This is a genomic window from Tunturibacter gelidoferens (genome assembly GCF_040358255.1).
GTDB classification, from domain to species: domain Bacteria; phylum Acidobacteriota; class Terriglobia; order Terriglobales; family Acidobacteriaceae; genus Edaphobacter; species Edaphobacter gelidiferens.
Map to the genome: position 1 here is coordinate 4,381,173 of NZ_CP132938.1, position 23,202 is coordinate 4,404,374.

At 55.6% G+C, this 23,202-nt stretch carries 20 protein-coding genes; 7 read left to right on the forward strand and 13 right to left on the reverse strand.

Annotation, left to right across the window (positions count from 1 at the left end):
• The first annotated feature begins 206 nt into the window (after window positions 1-206).
• Entirely contained in the window at window positions 207-674 is a 468-nt protein-coding gene (locus RBB81_RS19000; protein WP_423248031.1) for a TetR/AcrR family transcriptional regulator, read from the forward strand.
• A 38-nt stretch (window positions 675-712) separates the two neighbouring features.
• Here RBB81_RS19000 and RBB81_RS19005 read toward each other — a convergent pair whose 3' ends face one another.
• The 3 genes from RBB81_RS19005 to RBB81_RS19015 are packed head-to-tail and all read right to left on the reverse strand — an operon-like array spanning window position 713 to window position 3,033.
• Window positions 713-1,450 carry an SDR family oxidoreductase gene (locus tag RBB81_RS19005; protein WP_179584652.1) on the reverse strand — a complete coding sequence of 246 codons (738 nt, stop codon included), beginning with the start codon at window positions 1,448-1,450 and terminating at the stop codon, window positions 713-715.
• 60 nt (window positions 1,451-1,510) lie between these two features.
• Window positions 1,511-1,912 (reverse strand): nuclear transport factor 2 family protein, encoded by a 402-nt coding sequence (locus RBB81_RS19010; RefSeq protein WP_179584654.1) that lies wholly within the window; start codon window positions 1,910-1,912, stop codon window positions 1,511-1,513.
• 2 nt (window positions 1,913-1,914) lie between these two features.
• Window positions 1,915-3,033 carry an alkene reductase gene (locus tag RBB81_RS19015; protein WP_353071719.1) on the reverse strand — a complete coding sequence of 373 codons (1,119 nt, stop codon included), beginning with the start codon at window positions 3,031-3,033 and terminating at the stop codon, window positions 1,915-1,917.
• A 132-nt stretch (window positions 3,034-3,165) separates the two neighbouring features.
• Between RBB81_RS19015 and RBB81_RS19020 the strand changes: the two genes are divergently transcribed.
• Window positions 3,166-3,651, forward strand: coding sequence for a TetR/AcrR family transcriptional regulator (locus tag RBB81_RS19020; protein WP_257025683.1), 486 nt, complete (start codon window positions 3,166-3,168; stop codon window positions 3,649-3,651).
• Between the two features lie 99 nt (window positions 3,652-3,750).
• On the opposite strand, the gene RBB81_RS19025 is transcribed toward RBB81_RS19020, so the two are convergent.
• From RBB81_RS19025 to RBB81_RS19040, 4 genes are all read right to left on the reverse strand, one after another.
• Window positions 3,751-4,143, reverse strand: a complete 393-nt coding sequence (locus RBB81_RS19025) for a DUF427 domain-containing protein (protein ID WP_179584658.1) — start codon at window positions 4,141-4,143, stop codon at window positions 3,751-3,753.
• A 20-nt stretch (window positions 4,144-4,163) separates the two neighbouring features.
• On the reverse strand, window positions 4,164-4,931 hold the full coding sequence (locus RBB81_RS19030; protein WP_353071720.1) for an SDR family NAD(P)-dependent oxidoreductase: 768 nt from the start codon (window positions 4,929-4,931) through the stop codon (window positions 4,164-4,166).
• 112 nt (window positions 4,932-5,043) lie between these two features.
• Window positions 5,044-5,784, reverse strand: a complete 741-nt coding sequence (locus RBB81_RS19035; protein WP_353071721.1) for a 3-oxoacyl-ACP reductase family protein — start codon at window positions 5,782-5,784, stop codon at window positions 5,044-5,046.
• Between the two features lie 209 nt (window positions 5,785-5,993).
• Window positions 5,994-7,079, reverse strand: coding sequence for an SDR family oxidoreductase (locus RBB81_RS19040; protein WP_353071722.1), 1,086 nt, complete (start codon window positions 7,077-7,079; stop codon window positions 5,994-5,996).
• Window positions 7,080-7,259: 180 nt separating this feature from the next.
• On the opposite strand from RBB81_RS19040, the gene RBB81_RS19045 reads away from it, so the two are divergent.
• The 3 genes from RBB81_RS19045 (at window position 7,260) to RBB81_RS19055 (ending at window position 13,147) form a co-directional block, all read left to right on the forward strand.
• Window positions 7,260-8,168 carry a LysR family transcriptional regulator gene (locus RBB81_RS19045; RefSeq protein WP_179584666.1) on the forward strand — a complete coding sequence of 303 codons (909 nt, stop codon included), beginning with the start codon at window positions 7,260-7,262 and terminating at the stop codon, window positions 8,166-8,168.
• Window positions 8,169-8,361: 193 nt separating this feature from the next.
• On the forward strand, window positions 8,362-9,441 hold the full coding sequence (locus RBB81_RS19050) for a hypothetical protein (protein ID WP_353071723.1): 1,080 nt from the start codon (window positions 8,362-8,364) through the stop codon (window positions 9,439-9,441).
• Between the two features lie 1,126 nt (window positions 9,442-10,567).
• Window positions 10,568-13,147: a hypothetical protein gene (locus tag RBB81_RS19055; protein WP_353071724.1), complete on the forward strand. Its 2,580-nt coding sequence runs from the start codon at window positions 10,568-10,570 to the stop codon at window positions 13,145-13,147.
• A gap of 255 nt (window positions 13,148-13,402) precedes the next feature.
• On the opposite strand, the gene RBB81_RS19060 is transcribed toward RBB81_RS19055, so the two are convergent.
• From RBB81_RS19060 to RBB81_RS19070, 3 genes are all read right to left on the reverse strand, one after another.
• Window positions 13,403-14,419 carry an alkaline phosphatase family protein gene (locus RBB81_RS19060; RefSeq protein WP_353071725.1) on the reverse strand — a complete coding sequence of 339 codons (1,017 nt, stop codon included), beginning with the start codon at window positions 14,417-14,419 and terminating at the stop codon, window positions 13,403-13,405.
• On the reverse strand, window positions 14,416-14,778 hold the full coding sequence (locus tag RBB81_RS19065) for an alkaline phosphatase family protein (protein ID WP_353071726.1): 363 nt from the start codon (window positions 14,776-14,778) through the stop codon (window positions 14,416-14,418). The genes RBB81_RS19060 and RBB81_RS19065 overlap by 4 nt, the downstream gene beginning before the upstream one ends.
• 528 nt (window positions 14,779-15,306) lie before the next feature.
• Window positions 15,307-16,257 (reverse strand): hypothetical protein, encoded by a 951-nt coding sequence (locus tag RBB81_RS19070; RefSeq protein ID WP_353071727.1) that lies wholly within the window; start codon window positions 16,255-16,257, stop codon window positions 15,307-15,309.
• A gap of 146 nt (window positions 16,258-16,403) precedes the next feature.
• On the opposite strand from RBB81_RS19070, the gene RBB81_RS19075 reads away from it, so the two are divergent.
• A complete protein-coding gene (locus RBB81_RS19075; protein WP_353071728.1) occupies window positions 16,404-17,141 on the forward strand; it encodes a response regulator transcription factor in 738 nt (245 codons plus the stop codon).
• Between the two features lie 5 nt (window positions 17,142-17,146).
• Window positions 17,147-18,517: an ATP-binding protein gene (locus tag RBB81_RS19080; RefSeq protein ID WP_353071729.1), complete on the forward strand. Its 1,371-nt coding sequence runs from the start codon at window positions 17,147-17,149 to the stop codon at window positions 18,515-18,517.
• Window positions 18,518-18,804: 287 nt separating this feature from the next.
• On the opposite strand, the gene RBB81_RS19085 is transcribed toward RBB81_RS19080, so the two are convergent.
• The 3 genes from RBB81_RS19085 to RBB81_RS19095 form a co-directional block, all read right to left on the reverse strand.
• Window positions 18,805-19,203, reverse strand: coding sequence for a DUF1330 domain-containing protein (locus RBB81_RS19085; RefSeq protein ID WP_353071730.1), 399 nt, complete (start codon window positions 19,201-19,203; stop codon window positions 18,805-18,807).
• Window positions 19,204-19,554: 351 nt separating this feature from the next.
• Window positions 19,555-20,226 (reverse strand): aspartate/glutamate racemase family protein, encoded by a 672-nt coding sequence (locus RBB81_RS19090; protein ID WP_353071731.1) that lies wholly within the window; start codon window positions 20,224-20,226, stop codon window positions 19,555-19,557.
• Window positions 20,227-20,448: 222 nt separating this feature from the next.
• Window positions 20,449-20,835, reverse strand: coding sequence for a hypothetical protein (locus RBB81_RS19095; protein WP_353071732.1), 387 nt, complete (start codon window positions 20,833-20,835; stop codon window positions 20,449-20,451).
• Window positions 20,836-23,202: the final 2,367 nt, after the last annotated feature.

The following is a 23,202-nucleotide window of genomic DNA, read 5'->3' on the forward strand; positions in this document are numbered from 1 at the left end:
CTTGGCCTTCGTCTTGCACTGTGGATTATTGCTATAATCCTCATTACCGGATTAGATTCGTAATCCTGATTCGGTCGCAGATTATTTTCGGTGAGGTTCAGATGGGTTATTCCCAGGCGCAAAAGGAGAAGACGCATAAGCGCATCGTTGCCATTGCCTCAAAGAGATTCCGTGAAAAGGGCCTTGCGGGATTTGGAATTGCGGAGTTGATGAAGGAAGCGGGCCTGACGGTAGGCGGCTTCTATAAGCACTTCGACTCTCGTGACGAACTCGTGGCGGAGGCACTCGGCGATGCATTCGGTGTCTGGCAGCGACAAAAGGAAGCTGGCGCATCCAGCGGGCAGCCGCTCTCCTTCGAGAAGCTTATCGACGATTATGTGAGCGATGCGCACCGCAAGAATCCCGGTGCAGGCTGTGCCTTCAGTGCATTGGCCCCGGAAATCGCTCGCAGCGATAAGCGGACTCGTGCGCTCACCTCTGATCAAGTCGAGGCCGATCTTGATTTGCTTGTCGGGTTGCTGCCAGGTAGGGATAAGCGCGCGGCAAGATCGAAGGCGATCCTGACGTTCAGCGCTCTTGTCGGAGCGATGTCGCTGGCCCGCGCCGTATCGGATGAGGCGCTTTCGCACGAAATCCTGAAGACGGTGGCCAACCTTCTAAAGCATCCCGCCTGAACGTGACAAGGCAAGGTATTCGGTGCAGCGTGCGTTGATCAGACTTGCCCTCTGCCGCCATCGACGAACAGCTCGATACCCGTGACGAAACTGGAATCATCGGACGCCAGAAAAAGCGCGGCTTTAGCAATTTCATCGGGTCGTCCCATGCGTCCCATGGGGATGGTGGACACGATTCGTGCAATTGCGTCTGCAGGTTGCCCATCGATAACCGGCGTATCGGTCGGTCCTGGACTAATGACGTTGGAACGAATATGACGGTCCTTGAGATCCGAGGTCCAGGTTCGGACGAAAGAACGGAGAGCTGCCTTCGTTGCGCCATAAACGCCGAAGGCGGCCGTGCCTTTCACGCTCGCGACTGAGCCGTTGAGAATAATCGAACCACCATCGTTCATCAGCGGTAACGATTTCTGCACAGTGAATAGCGTTCCCTTGACGTTGATGTCGAAGAGCTTGTCAAAATGCTCTTCAGTGATTTTGCCGAGTGGAGCAAATTCAGCGACGCCGGCATTCGCGAAGACGACATCGATCCTTCCCTTGGCCGCGACAGCCTCATAGAGACGATCAAGGTCCGTTAGTTTGGCAATGTCTCCCTGAACGCCAGTGACATTGCTGCCAATTGCTTTCACTGCCTCGTCGAGTTCTTTATGGCGGCGGCCTGTTATGAAGACATAGGCGCCCTCTTTTACAAAGAGCTTCGCCGTAGCCAACCCGATCCCGGTTGTGCCACCAGTAATCACTGCTATTTTTCCTTGCAGCTTCTTATGTCCGCTCATCAGCAGGCGTCCTCTGTCTCCGTTGCGCTCAGTTGTCCCCGAAATGTGAATGCCGAACACTTACGAAGGGAATGTGTCCCCAAACATGGGAAGGCCGCTGACGGACTCTGCCTGTGTGGCTTCGTCTTGCAATACATCCCAGTGCTCGGCCAAGAGACCGTCTTCGAATCGGACAACGTCGGCGGCAATCCAGGCTGCGGGCCTCCCCATCCCGGTGAAACGGCCGTGCGCGATGACATAGTCTCCTTCTGCGACGATGAGTTGGTTTTCATAGCGCAGCGTATCTGGGGTCGCGCGGACAAGAGTAAAAAGCCCTTCGCGTCCCGGAGCGATGTGCGCGCTGTGCTGAATGTACTTCGGTGACCAGAAGCGTTCAGCTGCGGCGTAGTCGCGTTTATTGAAGAGAGTATCGAAGGCTTCGAGAACGATCGCCTTGTTTTGTTCGGGTGTTGTCTTTGGCATGTTCAGCTCCGTGTGAGTTCTGATGGCTGGTAGGTTGGGTAGTCGGAATAGCCACGCGGCCCCGAGCCGTAGACTGTGTCCCAATCAACCTCAGCGAGAGGGACGTTCTCTACAAACCTCTCAACCAGGTCGGGATTTGCGATGTAGGGACGGCCAAACGCGATCAGGTCGGCCAATCCTTCTGAGATAAGCCGGTTCCCGCGCTCGCGATCCATATTCACGTTGGCGATCAACGTCCCGTTATAGAGAGGGCGGAAATGCTGGAACATACCATCCCCGGCCAACTTTTCGAGTGGAGTTCCGGAGAAGTCGGTGGTATTGCCCATGAGCAACAAGTGCGAAAGATTGTAGGTACTCAGCTTCCGAATTGCATATTCGGTGACGGGCAGAGTTTCGGCGTTGGCCTGAAATGCACCGCCTTCGTGCATCGGGCTGATCTTGACTCCAACCTGTTGTGCATCGACCTCACCCAGGACCGACTCAACGACCTCGAAGAGAAAGCGCGAACGATTTTCCTGGCGCCCGCCATACTCGTCTTGACGCAGGTTGGTGGTGGCATTTAGAAACTGTGAGATCAAATAGAGATAGTTGGCGAGGATCTGGACACCATCGAAGCCGGCTTCCATCGCGTTTCGAGCAGCTCGCCCGAAGTCCGCAACCGTGACTTGAATCTCCTGCTTTGTCAGGGGCCGCGGTGTTACCGTAGGCTTCCTTCCGGTCCGCGTGACCGAGATCTGGCCTGGATCGACGTTGGATGCGGACACGGGCTGCGCGCCGTCCCGTAATTCCGGATGCGAGATTGCGCCGGTGTGCCAAAGTTGCGCAATGATGCGACCACCGGTCGCATGGACGGCCTTCGTGACGCGTCGCCATCCGCGGACCTGCTCTTCCGTCCACAGTCCCGGCGTATCGGCCCAGCCAAATCCTTCCGGGCTAATCGCGGTGGCCTCGGCGATGATTACTCCGGCTGAAGCACGCTGCGCGTAATAACCCGCCTGCAACGCAGTAGGCACATGATCGTGTGATTGCGCGCGCATCCGAGTAAGAGGGGCCATGACGATGCGGTTAGGAAGATCCAGGTCTCCCATCCGATATGCTGTAAAAAGCGGCTGATTCGACATCACATGAACTCCGGCATCGGGCTTATTCGACCTTGCGTACGGTTTAGAACCGTTTAGTTCTATACGATGACGATGGGGCGGCGAGGATGCAGAGATATTGAACTATTTGGTTCGTTATCAGATAATACTGCTATGGGACGTCCAAAGCGCTTTAGCCGGGAAGTGCTGGAGAAGGCGATGCCCGTCTTCTGGAAGCATGGGTTTGCGGACACGAGTCTCCAGGAACTGGAACAAGCCACAGGCGTGAACAAGTCAGGGCTGTATACCGAGTTTCGAGACAAGGAAGATTTGTTTGTAGCGTGTCTTCAGCACTACCTTGACACCCAGGAGAAGAGGGGGCTTCTTACCACTCAACCTTTTGGCTGGAACAACGTCGAGACGTTCCTCAAGCAGGGTCCCTACAACAAGGGAGACCAGCAGGGCTGCTTTTCCGTCAACTCTATGCGGGAACTCGCCATCCTACCCGGTCAAACCGGCGAGATGATGGCGGAAGCTCGAACACTGCTGCAGCGCCTTCTCGCTATGAATATCAAGCCGAAAAAACCAGGATGGCTCCATCCGCAATTGCGGAGATGGTGCTGTCCTTCTTTTCCGGATTATGCATCGAGCGCAACTTGAAATCCGGCAAAGTCTCGTCGACCCGCAAAATCGAGAACTTTATGGCAGCCCTTCGTACCCTCTAATCAAGCAATGAGTTCCCTGAAATCAGCTCGCGCCTTACGATATGACTTCGATTGCGTCGACACGCGAGGGATAAAACGCCAGATGCTCTTTAATGTCGGCGACTGCTTCGTAAGGCTTTTCGTAGGTCCAAACGGCATATTCTGACTTCGCTCCACCACTGGGAATGCTGTAGTACGTGCAATCACCTTTATACGGACAATAGGTGTAGTGCGTTGTCCGAGCGAGAAGCGACATGTCCGCATCGTTGCGCGGCAGGTAGTAGACGGGTGGGTACCCCTTCTCCTCCAGCAGAAGTGCTCGTGTCGATTCAGCGACGATCTTCCCGGCAACCGTTATACGGACCTTGCCCTCAGTAAGAGAAATTGTGATGGGATGGTCAGGCCCGGGAATCTTGACATCTTTACCTTTACTCGACTTGGTATCCATTGCGCTCCTCACGTTGCCGGTTAAAGCTTCGAACCACCATCCACGGGAATACTGGCACCGGTGATCCAGCGCGCCGCATCGGACGCCACAAAGGCGACGACATCGGCGACATCCTCGGGTTTACCGAGCCGCTTCAGCGCCTGCATCCCCAGCGCAGCCTCGCGTCCCACTTCGGTCTTGGTGAAATTCGACATATCCGTGTCGATGACCCCTGGAGCGACAGCATTTACACGAATGCCGCCCGGCCCGAGAATAGCAGCCCAGTTCTTGACCAGAGTCTCCAGGGCCCCTTTGGTCGCGGCATAGGCAAGAATGGAAGGATTTTCCAACGCAGGCTTACCGACCACTGTACGGGCTACAGCAGAAGAGATAACAACGATGTTCGAACCCTCGCCTAGAACGGACAGGAGTTGCTGAACCACGAAGAACGGACCTCGGACGTTTGTCGCAAAGAGGTTGTCAAAATCCTCTATCGTGTGATCCTCGATGCGGGCAAGCTTGCTGATTCCGGCGTTGAGTACAAGCACATCTAGTCGATCGCCGATGATGGAGCGCACCTGTTTGGTGAGAGACGAAGCACCGTCCGGAGTTCCCAGATCCGCTGAGATAGCATCTGCACGGCCGCCCTTAGCTTGAATCGCGGCCACGAGAGACTCTGCTTCCTGTTTTGAGCGGCTGTAGTGAACCAGGATGTGTGCCCCAGCCTCAGCAAGCGCCAGTGCTGTCGCGCGCCCAATTCCTCTCGATGCGCCCGTCACGAGCGCCGTTTTGTTTTGAAGTGTAGTCATTGTTCTCTTTCGCTATGCAGGTGCCTCACGAGTGCACCCTCAGTTGAAAGTGAGCAACCAGATATGCGAGGTGACATATCTGGTCGCGTCTGGCCTGAATGCAGGTGCTGATTTAGGCATTCATTCCGCCATCAACGGTCAGATTTGCACCGGTGATGTAAGAGGATTCAGGACCGGCGACGAACGCCACCATTGCGGCGATCTCCTCAACGTTCCCATAGCGGTCGAGTGCTGTGGCGGCCTTCTGCGGTACCGCCCAATCACCCGAGGCGGGATTCAAATCCGTATCGATCGGACCCGGCTGCACGTTGTTGACCGTGATGCCCCGGCTGCCGACCTCTCTGGACAGCGCCTGAGTGAACATTTTGACGGCTCCCTTTGTGGCCGCGTAGGGCACAAGACCGGGTGCAGCGGCACGCTCGCCCACGCACGAACCGACGTTGATGATTCGGCCACCGTCACCCAAGTGCTTAAGCGCCGCCTGAGTCGCGGCGAATACACCACGGATGTTGATGTTGATCACGAGGTCCATCTCTTCCAGAGTCGCCTCTTCGAACGATTTCGGAATGGCCGTGCCAGCGTTGTTCACAAGTACGTCCAACCGGCCGAAGGTCGCGACGGTCTTTTCGACCGCGGCTTTGACCGCTTCGACTTTAACAGCGTCTGCTTGGATCGCGACGGCCTTTCCACCGCCGAGCTCAATCGCCTTGACTACAGCCGCGGCCGCACCAGCGTCCTTGGCGTACGTGAAGGCTACGTTTGCTCCATCTGCAGCCAGACGTTTCGCAATTGCTGCGCCAATACCCCTGGAACCGCCGGTAACAAGTGCCACTTTGTTTGCTAACTTAGACATGGATCTCCTTCGTTTTCTGAAAATGTTTGATCGGTTCGCTGATCAACTGACCGCCAGCGCATCCTGCTGCCAGACATTCATCTGATGTGTGAGTTCTGAATCAGATTTGGCAGCATCAGGAATACCGACTATTCCTGAAAGGAATGGGAAACTGGTGCGATGTGGGAGAGTGACCCCCCGCATCTTCTAACGCACCGCGAAAGCGCAATCTACGGGATGATTCGTTGTTCCCGAAGCTTCGTCAGTTGTCGTCTGAAACTTTCATGCGTGTCGATGCAATCAGCGAAGCCGGCTTTGCGAATCTTGATTGTGCTTAGGGTTACCTCTTCGCCGAAGTTGAGCATCCAGTCCACGAAGTGCCAGTTCGCGATCTGCTCGTACGGCGTTGCATGCAGTCCATAGCGAGCTACTATCGAATCCCACAACGAACCCTTCTCACTCATCTCCGAAACTGTAGACAGAGCAAGAGGCTCTGCCACGGGAAGATCATAAAAAAACGCCAACTCGTTCCAAAGCTGCCGCCAACGGTAGAGGTCCCCGTTGGACACATTGAAGATCTCGTTACGTGCCTTGTCTTCGTCGAGCGCCCACAGGGTGGCCCGTCCAAACAACTCTGCATCGGTGGTTTCTTGAAGTGTGTTCCATCCTTCGCGGCGGCCTGGAAACCGCAACGGAATTCCAAGTTCGCGGCTCATCGCAGCATAGGTAGCTAGGCTCGTGACAAGATTCATCGGCGAATTTAAGCTCGGCCCCATCACGAGATGCGGGCGCAAGACCGTCCAGGTCGCTCCATTCTTGCTGGACCAAGCGGCAACGATGTCCTCCTGTTGGTGATAGTGGATCGGTGCGATAAGACGGGGTTCAGTTTCTTTTGCGGGAGCGTTGAACGAGCCTAGACTGAATCCATAAGATTTGGCCCCGCCCGCCAGAACGATGTGTTTGAGAGGGATATTCCGCGCCGCAAGGGCTTCAAGTGTGTTTGTCAGCATCCTGGCATTGGGTGCTACGGTTTCGGCCATCGTCGGCTTCTCAACATAGGCCGCGTAAACCAGATCGGTCACGGTATCCAGATTCGAGAAAGCCTTGATCGTGCTGTCACGATCCATAAGATCGACGCTAATGTGGCGGGGTGGGATTTGGGCGCGATATGTCGGCGCAGGCCGGCGCGCTGCTGTAGTGATACGCCAGACCGGGTTAGCGGCAACAGCGTCGATCACTCCTGTTCCAAGCACGCCATATGGACCAACGAGCAGGATTTCACGGTCCGAAGCTGACTCTTTAGAGGTCGGGGTCATCGAGGTTTCCTTCCATGTCGTGTTGAGTGGTATTAAGCGACGCTCATCTGATGTGCCATTCCTGCAAGAAGATATGGTGCTTCGAGGAATTCAAGCAATTCCAGATGGGAATACTCACTCAAGACGTGAATCCTTCTCTAGCAAAATACAATCCATTCCACAGAGGAATAGGGAGGCTGTATGGACCGATTGGATGCGATGCAAGCGTTCGTCCGAGTGATTGAGAAAGGGAGCTTCTCCGCAGTTGCGAAAGAACGTGGAATTGGTCAGCCTGCTGTTAGCAAACAGATTTCCTCCCTTGAAGAGGAACTCGGCACCGAGTTGATTCACCGCACTTCTCGTTCCATTGCTCTGACTGAGGCAGGCCGCGACTTTTACGAGTCAGCCTTGCGCATTCTCGACGATTTTGAAAACGCGACTTCGCGAATTGGTCGAGGCCAGACCGCCCCGAAAGGCCTCATTCGAGTAGCCGTTCCTCCCACATTCGCCCGCCTCCATATGGTGTCAAAGCTGCCTGCATTTTTTACTGCCTACCCTGATATAGCGATCGAGATGTCCACATCGGAAAGTCCCGCAACAATCATCGAAGACGGATTCGACTTGGCAATCCACTCCGGTGACCTCCCGGACTCCACCCTGGTTGCGCGAAGACTGGGGCAGACGATGACCGTTCTCGTCGCGACCCCCCAGTACCTCGCACGTTACGGAGCACCGGAATCACCTGAGGATCTTAGCCGCTTTCGATCCGTCGTCTTTGTCGAACGAGGTTCCATACAGCCGTGGAGCTTTGGCTCTGGACAAGATGTGAAGCGTGTTGTCCCCACAGGAGTCTTTAGAACCGACGATATTGAACAGATGAGGATGGGTGTCCTTGAGCATTTAGGTATTGCTCAGGCGCCGGCATGGCTCTTCGCTGCAGAGCTCAGAGAAGGTACAGTTGTACGTCTTCTCACTCCGTTTGAACGGACAGTGCCGATCCTTGCTGTGCGGCCGGCGAGCCGCAGGATGTCTGCCAAAGTTCGCATCTTCATAGAGCACCTAGAGAAGACTTTTGCACTTTGTTTCCAGTTCAATCCACGACCCAACTAGTACTGTGACGGGATCTTCGGCCATCAAGACAAGGAACTGCAACTCAACTCCGCGGGTGATGACGAATCATTACTTCCGAGAAGAGCGTTTTACAGGACTAATATTCCAACGTTGCTCAATGAGTGCGTTGGCCTGTGACGGTCGGGTTGACCGGCTGCGAAGGCGCGCCGAAAATGGCATACTGGTTGGCACTATGGGGAGGCGCCTGGTACCTTCGCAGAGCTTTGGGTCTGGCTGGTTATGGCGGGTATGGCTAGGTTTACTGGGTGCGGGTTGCGGATGGGCTCAGCAGACTTCGCCCGCGAACGACGCACCCATAACGACGCTGCATGTGTATACGAACCTGGCGCAGGTTCCGACACTTGTGTTGACGAAGAGGCACAAGGAGATGACGCCGGTGCCGCCTGCGCAATTTCGGCTGAGCCTTGACTCGGGACCGGCGGTTCCACCGACTTATGTGCGGATGGAGGGCGACGACCCGATCTCGATGGCGATCCTGATCGACACGATGGTACCGAAGAGCGAATTGCTGCCCCGAGTGCAAGAAGCGGTGACGGGGTTAGCGCGTGGGTCCCTGGGCCCGCAAGACCGGGTATCCATCTATGCGATGGGCTGCGACCTCACCCTTGTAGCCGACCAGATTACGCCAGATGCGAAGTCTCTGGAGAACGCGATGAACACTGCGATGGCGGCGTGGGCGATCCGGCAGAGGACGGGTTCAGGCGTTACGGTTTCAAATGCACATTCCAGGGCTTGCAAGCCCCTTTGGGATGCACTGTCGTATGTGACCGAGAAACTCCATCAACAGCCGGGGCGGAGAGTGCTCGTCACAATCTCTGATGGGGCGGACTCGGGAAGCAACAAGGCAACGTGGTGGACGGTGCAGGAGCGTGGGCAGATAGAGTCGGTGGCCATCTTCGGGGTGCTGACGACCGGGAGCGCGGACCCAGAGGACCCGTTCGACATTATTTGTGAACTGACGGGCGGCGTGGAGCTGTTTGCGACCAAACGGACACTGGACCAGACGCTTCAAGAGCTGGTAACCATGGTGCGCCAACGGTACATCCTGGAGTTTCCGCGAAGCGACGATTTCAAGCCGGGGCATCACAGTATCGCAGTGTCCATTTTGAATGGTAAGGCGTATATCCGAACGACGGGAGTGACCTTCCCGGTCGCGAACCCGAAGGTGCTTGCCGACCCGACTACGCTGCACCCGGAGGTGGAGGCTCCGAAGCCGGGCTCGCGGAGGGTATTGCCGCCACCTCCGAACTAGGCGGTAGGCATGCAACAACCCGGCACCGTCGTCAGCATCGGCTTGTCGGACAAGATGAGTGCTGCCAACCCTTCTCGTTATGGATTTTTCAATAGTGTGATGGATCGCCAATGGACTCAGCGACACCTGATAAGTAACGATAGGTCGGCTTTTGGGAAGTAGTAACCTGATTCCTTGAAAACGGCGTTATGACAAACTTCGACCTTGAACTTGCCGCAAACACTGGTGGTCTCAATGGGTCGACGCAACACTCAGCTCAGACCCACATTCATTGAAAACAAAATCTAAAAGCGCTGGCTAGGGTTAGATCAGCCGGAACCTACCCTGGCTAGGTTTTGGCCACATCAGCCAAACAGATCGATTCTTCAGGGTAAGCATTTTGCGGATCAGCTGATTAGATAGTGTTGCATCGACCGGTTGAGCTGGCACTGACTTTCGAGGAACGGGCGGACCCGAACCTTGCACGGGCTCGGGATTGGCGTCATCATTTTGCTATCGAGATGCTTTGGTGTTGGCGATGCAAAGCTGACGTGCCGAGCCTCGATGAGGCTGAGTACGCTCAGGTGGCCCAACTCTACAGTGAGTCGATCAAGGGCACGAAGAGAATTCGAGGAGATCATTCGCTGCCGCTGGCCTCTACAAGAGCTATTCGCGCAGGTACGGAATCGTTACGAGCAATTGACCGGGATGAAGGATTGTCATGAGAACGCGGTGATGCACCACCGGCTATCGCTTTATGGTCCCCCGTGTGAGCGGTGCGGTAAACCTTTACGAACCCCGCTCGCCAAGCTGTGTGGAGGCTGCATGTTTCCCGTGAGTCGCTGAAGTTGCCGAAAACCTGACTTCACAGGCACAACCGCGTAACTTCCGGTTTGCCCGTCAACCGGGAGGAACTAGGTAGTTGGAGGGCCGAACCGGGGATCACTTCCGCTATGCCGACTTGGTTACTAAATTCGCTGTCACGCGCGGAAAACTTTGGGACGGATAGAACTGCAATGGTTGCAATCGCCTACTAAAGCGTATACGGCATCTAAATGCCGTCCGGTTTGGAGACTGTCAGCGAAGACTCCTTTTCGGACATGGCTCCGCAACCCGGCCTTGACCGTTTCGCATCTCAAGTCCATAGATGAAAGTTCTGAAAGTTGCGGTCTGTCTTCTCGCCATGTCTTTCACGGCGGCTCTTCGAGCTGACGACAAAGCACGCTTTGACCTGGCCGGTCCTACGATCGACATCCGCGTGACGCGAGGAGGTTCGACGCTGCCCATCGCCCAGATCCCAAACCTTCAGCCAGGCGACAAGATATGGATCAAGGCTGATCTTCCGCCGAGCCAGTCGAACCATTTGATACTGATCGTTGCCTTTCTTCGCGGCACGACAAATGAGCCTCCTGACAATTGGTTCACTGAGATCGATACATGGGAAAAGAAAACTGCTGAAGGCACAACCATCACCGTTCCGAAGGAAGCTGAGGAGGCCTTGCTTTTTGTCGCGCCTGAGACCGGAGGCGACTTCAAGACGCTTCGCTCCGCCGTCAAGGGCAAACCTGGCCTGTTCATTCGCGCCGATGCCGATCTTAATGAAGCATCCTTCGAGCAGCAGCGCATCGAGCGCTATCTCGCCGCCATGAAGACGGTCCCGCAAGATGACCCGAAAGCCATTGAGGAACATTCCGCCAAGCTTGCCGCCACACTAGCACTCAAGCCGAACGCTGATTGCTTCAAACAGCCCGTCGATCAACAGGTAATCTGCCTGACCCAGGCCAGCGCTCCAGTTCTCCTCGATGATGGGCATGGGCAGAGCATTGCAGAGGCGATATCTGCCGGTCCATCCTCTGACTTTATCAACGCAGCTTCCTATACACAGCCTGTCGGAGCTGGGCTCTACTCGGCGTATGTCGGCGCAGTTGTCGATCTCGTTCACCTCGTCGGCATGCTGCGCACGGCGCAGTACCAGTACATTCCCGGACTCAGTTTCCCGGAAGGCGCGTCACTCAGCTTGAGGCTCAACGCGCCGCCCTCCTTCCACAAGCCCGAATCGGTCATCGTCATGGGTCTGCCCGCCATTCAGAAAGCCAAGCTGCCGCTGCTTCATCCCCACGATCCCAACCAGGTCGCCTGTTTGTTGCAGCCTAAGATAACTATTCCTCTGGAGGGCGCGCCGCTTGTTTTTTCGAGCAGCTTCGCGCACGGTCTGGTTCTGCACCTAAACCGAACTGGTGCGTCTACGGATATACCCCTGACGCCTGATGCGTTCGAAGGCGGACTTGTCGGGGCGAAAGAAGAGAAGAGTGAGCCACTGAAAGACCCGCAGCCTCAAGGCGATAACATGCTAGCCGCGAAACCAGACGTCAAGATCGGCGCGACAACCGATTTGACCATCACGGGAACCGTCCGTGGCTATTGGGGCTTCGATTCCTTCGAGGGCCCCACGATTACAGTCCAGCAGATCAAAGGCAAGGATTGGAAGATTGTGGACAGCACCCAGCTGCTGGCCGGGCAGGACAATCACCTTTCGCTTAGAGCTGACGGCAGCGCCTGCGTCCAGCACATTGCCCTTGCGAGCGACAACGCGAAAGATGTAAACGTCTCCTTCAAGCCTGCCGCAGGCAAAGATGCGAAAAACACGCTTGCTTTGGACGTTTCGCTCAAGACCGTTCAACCTGGCGGTTATTCACTTGCTATCCAACAGTACGGCGACTCGGATAGAGACAAGGTCCCGCTCACCGCGTACACCGCCGGCATCCAGCTCGATGACCTTAAGATCCACGGCGGCGACAAGATAGCCGTACTGACCGGGGAGGGCCTCAAGGATGTGGTCTCTGTCCAAATCGGCAAGCAGACCTTCACGCTCAGCGGCGAAGGTAATGACGACAAGACGATACATCTTCAGGCCGACACCGGTGTCTCGCCCGACAACGGCTCCAACGCGACGGCGAAGCTGAAAGACGGCCGCACGATGCCCGTCAGGATCTCCGCCGAAGCTGCGCGCCCGGAGCTGACGTTGCTTTCGTTCAAGGTCACATCAGCCCAGAAGGATGGCGGGCTACCCGTCAGCGTTGGTTCAAAGGACGACATCCTGCTCGAGGGTAAACTCACCTTTGTAGTGCAAACGAAGGACGTCTTTCTCCGTACACAGACCATTGAAGTCTCTGCCACCGATGGCTCAGTACACAGCACCCTCTCTCTTGCTACAAATGACCTCGTGCTCCAGGATGACCATACAGCCGTTGCCACGTTGGATCTTTTGAAGGCGTTCGGTCAATCAGCCTTTGGCAAATTGCAGATGCGTCCGGTCGCGGCAGACGGAACGCCGGGAAACTGGACGCCGCTTGGCATTCTCGTTCGCGCGCCGCAGATCACAGCAATCCTCTGCACCTCCGCAGACGCTCCTACCTGCACTGTCGAAGGGAACAACTTATTCCTGGTGCAGTCGTTTGGCGCAACAAAGGATTTTGCCAGGACGGCCGATGTACCCACTGGCTTTGCCGAAAATAACTTCACCGTGCCGACGCCGGCTGACGGAGCAACGTTGTATCTCAAGTTGCGCGATGATCCCAGTGCGGTCGCTACTGTAACTCTGCTAACACCCGTGCAGGAACCGACATCGTCTGCCACATCAACAGCTCGGACTGCAACCCCAGCACCTGAAGCAGCACCTGCGGCACAAGACACAACAACGGCACCTTCATCCAAACCTGACCGATAACACCAGACAGTTTCGCTCAGTAAGCCCTCAAAACAGTTTGGCCGCTCTTTGCGTATTCTTGGGGATCGACGATCAATCCGGAATCGGTGCTACTTGATACGGATTAGTCCTCACAAACGCCGCAGGATCCACCAACCCTTTGAGTTTCCGAGCGGCGGTCAAAACCCACGCGGGCGCGGCTGCTGCCAACACTGACGGGAGGAAGGTGCGATTTACCCGTCATCCGGGAGCAATGAGATCTCTACGCCTGGCGTTCTATCCGATTTTGAATCCGTACTTCGAGGCCTGGGTCTGCAGATCTTTCCACCTCGCCGTTTTACTCGAACCTGACGGGCCAGCTCCGCTGCTGACTTGCACCGCGCCGAACACGCTACCCACATTCTGAAGGCAAGGGGTCGGGATCGCGGGCGTGTTCGGTTTGGGCAGGCCAGGGACTGCCGTCTGCGGCTCATTGAAGTTCAGAGCGTAGGCCAGGTTGTTGATGTCGCCACTCGCATCTCGTGGTGTCAGCGGCGCAAGGCCCCAGCGCCATTCAATCAGCTTGAGCACGGATGTGTGGTCGAAGACGAGCGAACTGATCCGTGGATTTTGGGCATCGCCGCGGCTGAACGGAGACGCGATCACAACCGGCAGGCGAAATCCGAGCAGCGTCTTACCACCTATGATGTCGATATCGACTGCGTTTGCTGCCTCCGCTCGCGGCGGGGGGACGTGATCGAAGAATCCGCCCCACTCGTCGAAATTGACGACGAGCACGGTGCTTGACCAGGCGGGTCCGTTGGCTACGGCCTCGAACACGTCATAAAGAAAGCGATCGCCTTCGCGAATATCAGCGTGGGGATGGTCGTCATTGCCGGTCCCATCGTCCAGGACTGTGTAGGTCGGGTCTATGAAGGAGACCGCTGGCAAGGTACCATCGCTCGCCTGCGCAAGAAAATCACTGTAGAGCTTCGAAATGCCAAGGTACTGGTCGGCCCAGAGTGTGACGAAGGGCAAGTTGGAGTAATAGTAATTGTGGCTCACCTTCGCGTCCGCGAGCCGGTCCAAGATCGTCGGCAGCGAACTGATGGCGACGCTATCGTCAGTGCGATCCGTCTGGCCCGCGTACAGGAAAATCCTGTTTGGAAAGGTCGGGCCGAGTATTGCAGCGAAGTAATGGTCGCAGGTCGTGTAGTTGCGAGCCAGGGCCGCATAGAAGGGAATGTCCTTCTCCTCGTAATAGCCAATGCTGAAGAGGTCATTCGATCCGGCACGGAGAAAGCCGTCCATCATGCCGCGGTCGTAGGCGACGCGCGACCCGTCGTAGGAGTGATCGGATCGGACTGTGGGCAGCCTGTGAAGTCGCCGGAGAGAGAGTGGATCAGACGCGATGCGCCGCTCTTGTCGGTGAAGTTCAACCCTGCTTGTATGCCCGCCGCGTTAGGCAGCCAGCCCAGAAAGTGGTCAAAGCTGCGGTTCTCCATCGTGACAACGACAAGATGTTCGAGGCCGGAAGATGCCGGGGGAGGCAGGGTTGGATAGGTCGGCGAAGCGATCGGTGCAATCGATTGAACACGGGTTGAGCAACCCAGCACAGCCGATCCGCCAGCCAGAAACGCGTGCTTCGTGAAATCTCTGCGATTCCATTGCATAGGGTCGACCTGAAGGTCTTCGAATTGCCAATTCGAACCTCTCCCGTATTCCTATGAGATGTCATGGTCGATTCCCGGGTGGTCGGCAAACCTTCCATTTCTCGCCCGATTAGCCAATGACGGGCAAGGTGCGGGTTGCCCGTCACCCGGGCGGTTGGTTTCAGATCTGAAGTGTTTGGCGAGGGTGGTATTCTTTGCAGCGCGCGATCTTTGCGGGAAGCGCGCCATAAGAGGCAGATTGCGAGGCAATTGGCTTATTGAGAGGAATGTCGTTCGTTGCCTGTCCAGTTCTTATTGGTCATAGGAAATCATTCGACATGAATTTGCTTCGCAGCCAGCCGTAGTCGCAACTCTTCATTCTCGATAAGCAAGTCACAAATAATGCACTGAAGAGACTCAATGCGTCGTTGCAGATCGGCTTCCTTCAGAAGTGTCTGCTCAGTCAGTTTGGGGTCTCCGGGTACGGTCGATGGGTCTGACCGATTGTTTTGCATCACATCTCCTGAAGGAAATACCGTCTGCGAGTTGCTAGTTGTCTCCTGTCCACCAGACCGGAGGCGTCGGTATATGGGGCAGATGTATCTTTTTCAGGAATTGGCCTAGTTCCGGGGAAAACTCCTGCAGAACATTCTGAGCAGCGATGCCACCGAAGGCGATGGCGGATCTCTGCCCCGCATGGGTCAGGTTGTCGAAGCCGGCCGGAAGGTAGGCATTGCCAACAAAACCGCCGGCTGCGGCGCCGGTGAAGTTTGAGATCGCAACGGTGGGATGACCTCCGTCGGTCCTATCGATGAAGGTGAAGATAAAGGCATGGCCCAGGCGTGCAGGAAAGAAGGTGCTTTCAGAGCGTCGATAACGAGGGTCTTCGTGCAGCAGAACGGCAGCGGAGAAACGCCCAATGCTTTCAGCTCCAGTCCGGGCAAAACTGTCTCCATAGTTGCGTCCAAATGCCTCGGCACCAGCGTGCCATTCATGAGGGTAGTTCTTGGGGGGATTTGCCATGCGTATGCCGGTACTGAAAGCGTTCGTGAAGAAGCTGCGAGGGCCAAACGCGGGCTCCACCAAATATTTGAACTTGTCTCCAACGTCCATCGATTGATAGATAGGCCGGCTAGACAGTGTCGACAGCAATGGAATGGTTGGCGGGGAGCTTTGTTGAGGAGTTGGCGAAGGTGACGGAGCATCGGGCAGGTCCGGTTCCGCGGGTGCAGAGGAGGAAACGTATGCGGAAGCAGTCTGAGCGTGCGCATGCAAAACCGATCCTGTTGAAAGAACGATAAACAGCGGGCCCAACAGCATCACACCGAAAAAGATAAACAACGTCTTTTGCAAAAGGAGAAGCGATATGGATACTGCGCCGCGGGATCGTTTCCAATAAAGTTTCGTCAAACTAACACCGGTCTGTGCCATCCTGCCCTCGATATGAAGTTGGATTTCGTTCTGTTGTTTTGACTGGCGAGGCAGTAAAATTTGCGTCAAGTTCGGTCAAGCGATCGTCAAGGCCTGTCAAGACGAGATGCGGACTGACTTGACATTTCTCGACACCGCCCGTGATCGAGAGACCTACAATGAATGATTGGCGGAGAAGTATCTGGAGCGGAGTACTGTTGGGCACGAGCGTTGTAATGGATCGCAAATTGGAGTCAGTCGCGGGACATATCTTGGTTGTCGACGACGACGCGGAGCTATGCAGGCTGGTGTCGCGCTTTCTGGGAGCGGAAGGATACTCGGTACAGACAGTCCAAACCAGTGGACTGGGTGTCGATCGTGCGCTGTCAGGAAGTTACGATCTGGTTGTCCTGGATGTGATGCTGCCGGAGATGGACGGCTTCGAAGTGCTCCGGCGAATCCGAACGAAATCCAATATGCCTGTCCTGATGCTCACGGCACGGGGCGATGACCTCGATCGAATCTTAGGTTTGGAGATGGGAGCTGACGATTACCTGCCAAAACCGTTCAATACTCGCGAGCTCTCCGCGCGCGTTCGCGCCATTTTGCGCAGGGCAAGCTCGACGAATACCAATGCCGCTCTCTCCGAGACCGCTTCCATTCGGGTTGGCGATTTGGAGTTGAATGCCGGGGCCAGGACCGTACGCTGTGGAGACGAAGCGCTGAATCTAACGACGGTTGAATTTGATTTGCTTCAGAGGTTGTTGCGATCGGCAGGATCAGTTGTGGGGCGCGAAGAGCTGACAAAAGATGTGCTCGGGCGAGAGTTCTCGCCGTTTGACCGGAGCATCGACACCCACGTCTGGAGCCTTCGCAGGAAGGTGGGAAACGCTTTGGATGGCACCGAAAGAATCAAGGGCATCCGTGGCGTCGGATATCTCTATGCCTTACCTGATCGGTCCGGAGGCGAGTAAGCAAAATGCGAAATCTGTTTCTGAAGATATTTCTCTGGTTTTGGATGACATTTCTGATTGTTGCGGTGACGCTGGCCGCGGTAACGGTGATCACTCGCTCGAATGAGACGATGATCGCCAGGCTATCGCTTTATCTGCCTCTTGAAGCGAGGCATGCCGCGGACATTTATGAACGTGAAGGCAAAGCCAGTCTGAGGCATCAATTCGATCAAATTATAGAGAGCGGGTCCATCGCGCCTTACCTGTTAGACGAAAACTGGAAGGATGTGCTGGGCCGCAATCCGCCTGCGGGTGCGGTCGAGTTCGCAAAGACCGCGAGGGAGGATGTACCTGTCATCAGCAAACTCTCACGATGGAACGGATTTGCGGCGCAACAAGCGATTGGAGCAAGTGGGCACAGATACACTACGCTGGTTGTGGCGCACGGGCCATCGGTTGCTGATCTAATCAAAGGACTTAGCTTCAGCACGTTGTTCGGCCTGTTTGCGATTCTGTTGATTGGAGGAGTTTTTTGCTTTTGGCTCGCCCGTCATATCGCCGGTCCAGTCGTGCAACTGAGCGAAGCCGCGGGCCGAATTGCAGACGGCTGGCTTGATACGCGGAGCGAGCAAAGTATTCGACTACGGCGTGATGAGATTGGGCGCCTGGGTGTGAGCTTCGATCGAATGGCGGAGCGAATCGAATCCCTGGTTTACGGGCAGCAACGGCTCTTCGGAGATGTTTCTCATGAATTGCGTTCTCCTCTTGCCCGTCTGAGTGTGGCAGAGGGATTGCTGCGGCAATGTCCCCCTGACGAGCGGCCGGAATATCTGGACCGGATCGCTCTCGAAGTGGAACATCTCGATCAATTGATCGGCCAGCTCCTGACGTTGGCTCGAATCGACAGTGGTGCCGACTCGAGCCGCACAGAAAGGGTTGAGTTGAGTAGTCTGATTCAGGAAGTTGCCGTCGATGGAAACTTCGAGGCCCAGGCCAAATACTGTTCCGTCAAGGTCGATTCCATGGAGGCGTGCGCGACGACGGGCGCAAGGGAACAACTGCGTCGAGCGATCGAGAACGTTGTACGCAACGCCATCCGGTATACGCAGCCCAGTACCGACGTGGAAATCACCTTACGCAAACAATATGCTCCCGCGCTTTTCAGGGCCGTCATTCAAATACGCGATCATGGTCCGGGCGTGACCAGGGAACACCTTGAAAAGATATTTCTCCCTTTCTATCGGATCCCAACGATCCATAGTGAACCTGCAGTCGGCGCGGGACTGGGCCTCGCGATCACCGAGCGCATTGTGCAGACATATGGCGGAAGTGTCAGCGCAACGAATGCCCCAGATGGTGGTCTCATCGTGAACCTGGAACTGTTACTCACTGACTGAACAGGCATCGCATAGCTAGACCGCGCTTGGCGAACCATACATCCTGATGGTCGGCAACCCTTACCTTGGGATTAATTCCGGGTTGCCCGTGACTCGGGAAGAACTCGTCGACTGACTGGAGGCTGACTTCCCAGACGCCGATTTCTGGGTGTCAGCGAGATTTCGCTTGATTGCATAAACAGAGTCGGCTTCTTCCTGCCGAGCCGTGGTAGTCGATAAGCCACAATCTGCCCTGGCCGGGGGAGCCAGCATTCTGATGCAGTCATCTGAAAACTTGACTTGTCCCGTCACTTGGGGGCGAGGCCTTCGACGATAAACATGCGGCCCTTTGACGAGCTTAGCCGGATCGGCTTGATCGCCTCATAGGCTGGCGAACCATACCAGCCACGCGCTTTCTCCACGCTGTCGAAAGCGATCACTACGATGCCCTTTGGCGGTTCGCCATCGAGGGCCTGTGTCTTGGCACCTCCACTAACGAGAAAGTGATAGTGGCCATTGAAAGGCGCCAGCGTCGCCGGGACCTTCTCCCCATATTTCTGTAAGTCAGTGAGGTCCATTGCATCGACTTCCGAGATGACGTAGACAGGCGGCGGCATAACTTGCCGCGCATGCATCGCCTTGGCGCCAGCAACGCCGATCGAGACGCCGGCCGACACTGCGAGCGCCAGTTTGTGGTTCGTCTTCATGGGTCCACTCTCCTCGGTGTGCTTTTGCGAACAAGCACTAACCAGTACAACCTGAATGAGGTTCCACATACTAAGTCTGCGTTAAGATATTGCAGACTCGTCTGTACCTGTTGCCGGTAGTATGGTCAAGACTGCTAATCCCAAGGCTGTCCCGAATGCCAGCTTGGTTTTCATATTAGATCCGACGACAAGTTGGAATCTCGGATTGGATGCCGCTTGCTCTCCTAGGCCGGCTTCTGGGAACTTGCTAAGGCTTATCACGCGGGGGGCAGAGAAGTCGAACGATTCTGGTCGAGTTGTCGGCAAACCGCACCTTACGCTTGACGCCCTCGCAGATTGCGTCGGTACTCCTCAAGTGATAGCCAACCGTGTAATCGCATCGACATGAATGCCCGCACAGTCGACCAACGGGAATTCGGCAGTCTGTTCGTTGAAGGCCAACGCGAGATCGGTACCCCCAAGCATGATCGCCTCCGCGCCCTGGTCCCAGAGCAAACGGTGGCTCGCGGCATTGAAGATCGAACGCTGATCCTCAGTCACAAAAACCGACGCGGCCATCGAAATGTATGCTTGATGCACATCGTCCAAGTCCGGTTTGCTTGGCGGAACGATCTCCGCACTGGCGATGCGTCCGTAAAAGCGTGTCTCCATCACGGTGCGAGTTCCAATAATTCCGATCCGTTTGAGCCCGCGCGTTTCGATGGCCAGGCTCACTTCGGCGATCATATCAACGACGGGAAGCGGAGATACAGCCTTGAAGTCGTCGATGCAGAAATGTCCCGCAATCGATGTCACGCCGACACATTCGGCCCCTGCCGAAACAAGGCGGTTCGTGAGTCGGGTATAGATCGCGGTCTGCGCGACGGCGTCATTCTTGGCCAGATTGCTCAAGAGCGTTGGCGTGTCGGCGTGCACAATGGTCAGCTCGAGCGTCGCGTTCTTCCTGGCGAACGTGGAAATCAATCGCCTGTAGTAAAAATCCGTTGCTCCAGGGCCGATCCCTCCAATAAGGCCGATGTGCATTTCGCCAACCTCCATCACCGATCATATAGAGTTGAGCGCTGCTCGATGTGTTTAGACGTGGTGGCCGGATAGTTTCCGAGTGGTCGGCAACTCGGAAGTTACGGCGGGGCTCTCGGTGAATGATAAATCGCCAAGTCACTGATCGAGGCAAGATAGAGGGAGGCAGCAATTTTGGAGCCTCTGTCTTCTATCCCCACAAATACGAATCGCCAACGCAGACAGTTACACGGGTACGGCAACGCCGGAGACGTAGCTGAGCTGATGCAGATCATCTTGATGGACCGAAATCACCTCACCGATCCCGTGGACGCCGGCCAGAAGCACGTACTGATTGTCATTTCGATCTAAGTAGCCGCATAGTAGATCTGCGCCTCTACGGAGTGCATAGACGCGGCGGCTCCAACCCGTCTTCGTCGTTTCGCTCTCGATTTCAGGAAGGCCGGGGATCTCCTCCAAAAGAATGAGTGAGCCCGGAGAGATTGGCGGATCGATGCCTTGGAGGGCGCGCCCTTGCGGAAGCCGCACAATCCGTTCGTCCAAAGACCGGAGTTGCGGGAACCGCAGCGATAGCAACATTGGCCACTCAACAAACTCTTTACGGAGTGCCATCCACCGATCTCGCGGGACGGGTACGTGAGGCCTGCGAAACGTTCCTGATAAATCCGCAAGGTGTCTTGTGTTGAGAAGCGTGTCTAGAGAATACCTTCCCCTGTCGGAGAGCAGAGGTCTTTGCACACGGAGCGCATCGGTGTAGCGCGTCAGATGGGTCACCGTCAGTTGGATCAGTGCATCGACATGGGGCACCGATGACGTAGGCCGGCGATAGCGCCGCTCCGTCCTGCCACTGAGTTTCGTATGGAAGATCGACTCCATTGTCTCCTGAATGCGCGGGACGTCCTGCCGTGGTCTCCGAAACCGGCGATGCTTGGTCGTAAAAAGACGATCCATAGAGGAATGCTCCCAGGGCAAGACCAGCGGTGCGCCGTGTTCAGAGGTTGGAAGGGAATGCAGCAACGGATAGTCCGGCAGCGGAAGCGCGGACGCGAACATCCGTATTCGTCCTGCGATCCGTACGTCTTTGGGATAAGCAAACTCATGGGGCCCGGTGTATCTTCTGCCAGAGACTAACAATAGGAGTTTGCCTCGGGTGACGACGCAGCGACTGCAGCGGTATCCGTTGCCGAACTGAAGCAAGTAAATCGCTCTCGGATTCGGGCGCAGTCGTTCTGCTTCGTCAACCGGTACTACGAGAGTGACCGCCCCCGGCGGCAAGCTAGAGCCCAGACTGTCTTCTGTCCCTACGTGCACATAAAATGCGCCCGGTTGCCGCCAATCAGCATCCTCCAAGGCGCGGATCGGGACATTTCCTTGCCACTCCGGGACAAGATCGTGCAGGGTGGAACTCCTGGCAAAAGTCTCATCACCACCGAATTGAGACGGAAGATCTACCGGCAGATCGCGCTCAAACGGGTACGTCTCGATAATGTGTGTGCGGCCGGCATTCAACTTTAGGTCATACTCTCGAATGCGCTCCAACTCGTATCCAAAGTCGGTGAGCACCATCGAGCGTCAATTAAAAGGCATCCGCAACCTCCAGAACGGCGTGGAGGGTTGGGTGTTCCTTAGTGCGAGAGAAATTCGAAAGTAGGTTCTTTGTCAGAATCTCTCGCTTCTCTTGCGCGCGAACGTCCTCTTCGCTGGAGAGCGGGAGTGCGCGGAAGAGCCCTCGGAGATGAATCAGCGTATCACCGATTTGCTCGCGTGGAACGAAGTTGTACACAATGAGCAGCCTCCTCGAAAAGTCTCAGAACGGGAGTCGCAAGAGAAAAACAACAAAACAGGAGCTACAGCTTTCTAGCTGCTTGCCAGTTCAGAACGAGCGATCAATGGGTTTCAAGACATATGCGTAGCATACAAGGCAACGATCTTACGTTATTCGCTGCTTTGCAGGTGAGAGATGCTCCGCAACGGCACTCCGATGCGCCGACTTGATCCTCCAACGCCTGAGCCAAATACTTTTTGTGTATTTAGAGAACGGTAAGCTCTTTTGTTCCTGCACAAAATTGCGGTAGAGGCTTTGCCTGATATTTTTTTGGTATCACCCGATAACTGAAAAGTATTGGACGGAATCGCCAATAAGCCGGAATCTCAAAACAGTCCTAGCTTGGTAGAAAGTCGCGGGCCTCACGGGATGTTGTGATGAACTCGCATCCAAGAATGCGGTTAGCCAGTAAAGCTCATTACAAATGGCCGCACTCTAGACGGCGAGAGAATCGCAGGCTCGTCACAATCAAAGTTCAGAGGGTCGGCTGACAAGCCACAGCTGTCGCAGGGCGCGTCTACGACCGCCAGAACTGGAGTTAGAGATGGGAACCTATCTGCCACAAGAGAGAACTCAACTTGCCTCGCTCGAAGCTCCCCCTAAATTCCGGCCGGGCTCCGTGACTGCGCTTGAAAGGCACTATTTGTGGCTGAGATCGCAAGGCTGTGGGGTTTGAGCGAAAGCACGATCCGGCGGCTCTTCATCGATGAACCAGGGGTCCTGAAGATTGCTCATGAGGAGACGAGATTCAAGCGGCGCTATATCTCCCTAAGAATCCCGGAACGGATCGCACTCCAGGTGCACAGGCGACTCGAAGAGTTGCCTGAATCTTGGCTGTTGTCTCGCTTCGTGACCGGTACCTCAACAGCCTTCGGTCGGGTCACCATATCGTGTCTTCTCCCCTCCCCTAACAACCTCTCTTCCCCAAAATGGTGTCGGCTCTACTAAGGGAGCAGTATGCGCTCAGCATAGGAATCGGGCGCACAACCGAGACTACGAGGGTGCGCGCCGAAGCGTGAGTCTGGTAAGAACCCACGCTTCGGAGTAAAAGTCATTTTGTGCTAATTTGTGCTAGTCCCCTGCGAAACATGCCATTTTGTGTGTTTTGTGTGTTTTTAGAATCAATAAGTTACGCTGCATCAACGCGAAACAGG

Bases quoted from the DNA above. Each gene is read 5' to 3' on its own strand.
- RBB81_RS19005 (WP_179584652.1), bottom strand. From the start codon at position 1,450: ATGAGCGGACATAAGAAGCTGCAAGGAAAAATAGCAGTGATTACTGGT.
- RBB81_RS19010 (WP_179584654.1), bottom strand. From the start codon at position 1,912: ATGCCAAAGACAACACCCGAACAAAACAAGGCGATCGTTCTCGAAGCC.
- RBB81_RS19015 (WP_353071719.1), bottom strand. From the start codon at position 3,033: ATGTCGAATCAGCCGCTTTTTACAGCATATCGGATGGGAGACCTGGAT.
- RBB81_RS19020 (WP_257025683.1), top strand. From the start codon at position 3,166: ATGGGACGTCCAAAGCGCTTTAGCCGGGAAGTGCTGGAGAAGGCGATG.
- RBB81_RS19025 (WP_179584658.1), bottom strand. From the start codon at position 4,143: ATGGATACCAAGTCGAGTAAAGGTAAAGATGTCAAGATTCCCGGGCCT.
- RBB81_RS19030 (WP_353071720.1), bottom strand. From the start codon at position 4,931: ATGACTACACTTCAAAACAAAACGGCGCTCGTGACGGGCGCATCGAGA.
- RBB81_RS19035 (WP_353071721.1), bottom strand. From the start codon at position 5,784: ATGTCTAAGTTAGCAAACAAAGTGGCACTTGTTACCGGCGGTTCCAGG.
- RBB81_RS19040 (WP_353071722.1), bottom strand. From the start codon at position 7,079: ATGACCCCGACCTCTAAAGAGTCAGCTTCGGACCGTGAAATCCTGCTC.
- RBB81_RS19045 (WP_179584666.1), top strand. From the start codon at position 7,260: ATGGACCGATTGGATGCGATGCAAGCGTTCGTCCGAGTGATTGAGAAA.
- RBB81_RS19050 (WP_353071723.1), top strand. From the start codon at position 8,362: ATGGGGAGGCGCCTGGTACCTTCGCAGAGCTTTGGGTCTGGCTGGTTA.
- RBB81_RS19055 (WP_353071724.1), top strand. From the start codon at position 10,568: ATGAAAGTTCTGAAAGTTGCGGTCTGTCTTCTCGCCATGTCTTTCACG.
- RBB81_RS19060 (WP_353071725.1), bottom strand. From the start codon at position 14,419: ATGATGGACGGCTTTCTCCGTGCCGGATCGAATGACCTCTTCAGCATT.
- RBB81_RS19065 (WP_353071726.1), bottom strand. From the start codon at position 14,778: ATGCAATGGAATCGCAGAGATTTCACGAAGCACGCGTTTCTGGCTGGC.
- RBB81_RS19075 (WP_353071728.1), top strand. From the start codon at position 16,404: ATGGATCGCAAATTGGAGTCAGTCGCGGGACATATCTTGGTTGTCGAC.
- RBB81_RS19080 (WP_353071729.1), top strand. From the start codon at position 17,147: ATGCGAAATCTGTTTCTGAAGATATTTCTCTGGTTTTGGATGACATTT.
- RBB81_RS19085 (WP_353071730.1), bottom strand. From the start codon at position 19,203: ATGAAGACGAACCACAAACTGGCGCTCGCAGTGTCGGCCGGCGTCTCG.
- RBB81_RS19090 (WP_353071731.1), bottom strand. From the start codon at position 20,226: ATGCACATCGGCCTTATTGGAGGGATCGGCCCTGGAGCAACGGATTTT.
- RBB81_RS19095 (WP_353071732.1), bottom strand. From the start codon at position 20,835: ATGGCACTCCGTAAAGAGTTTGTTGAGTGGCCAATGTTGCTATCGCTG.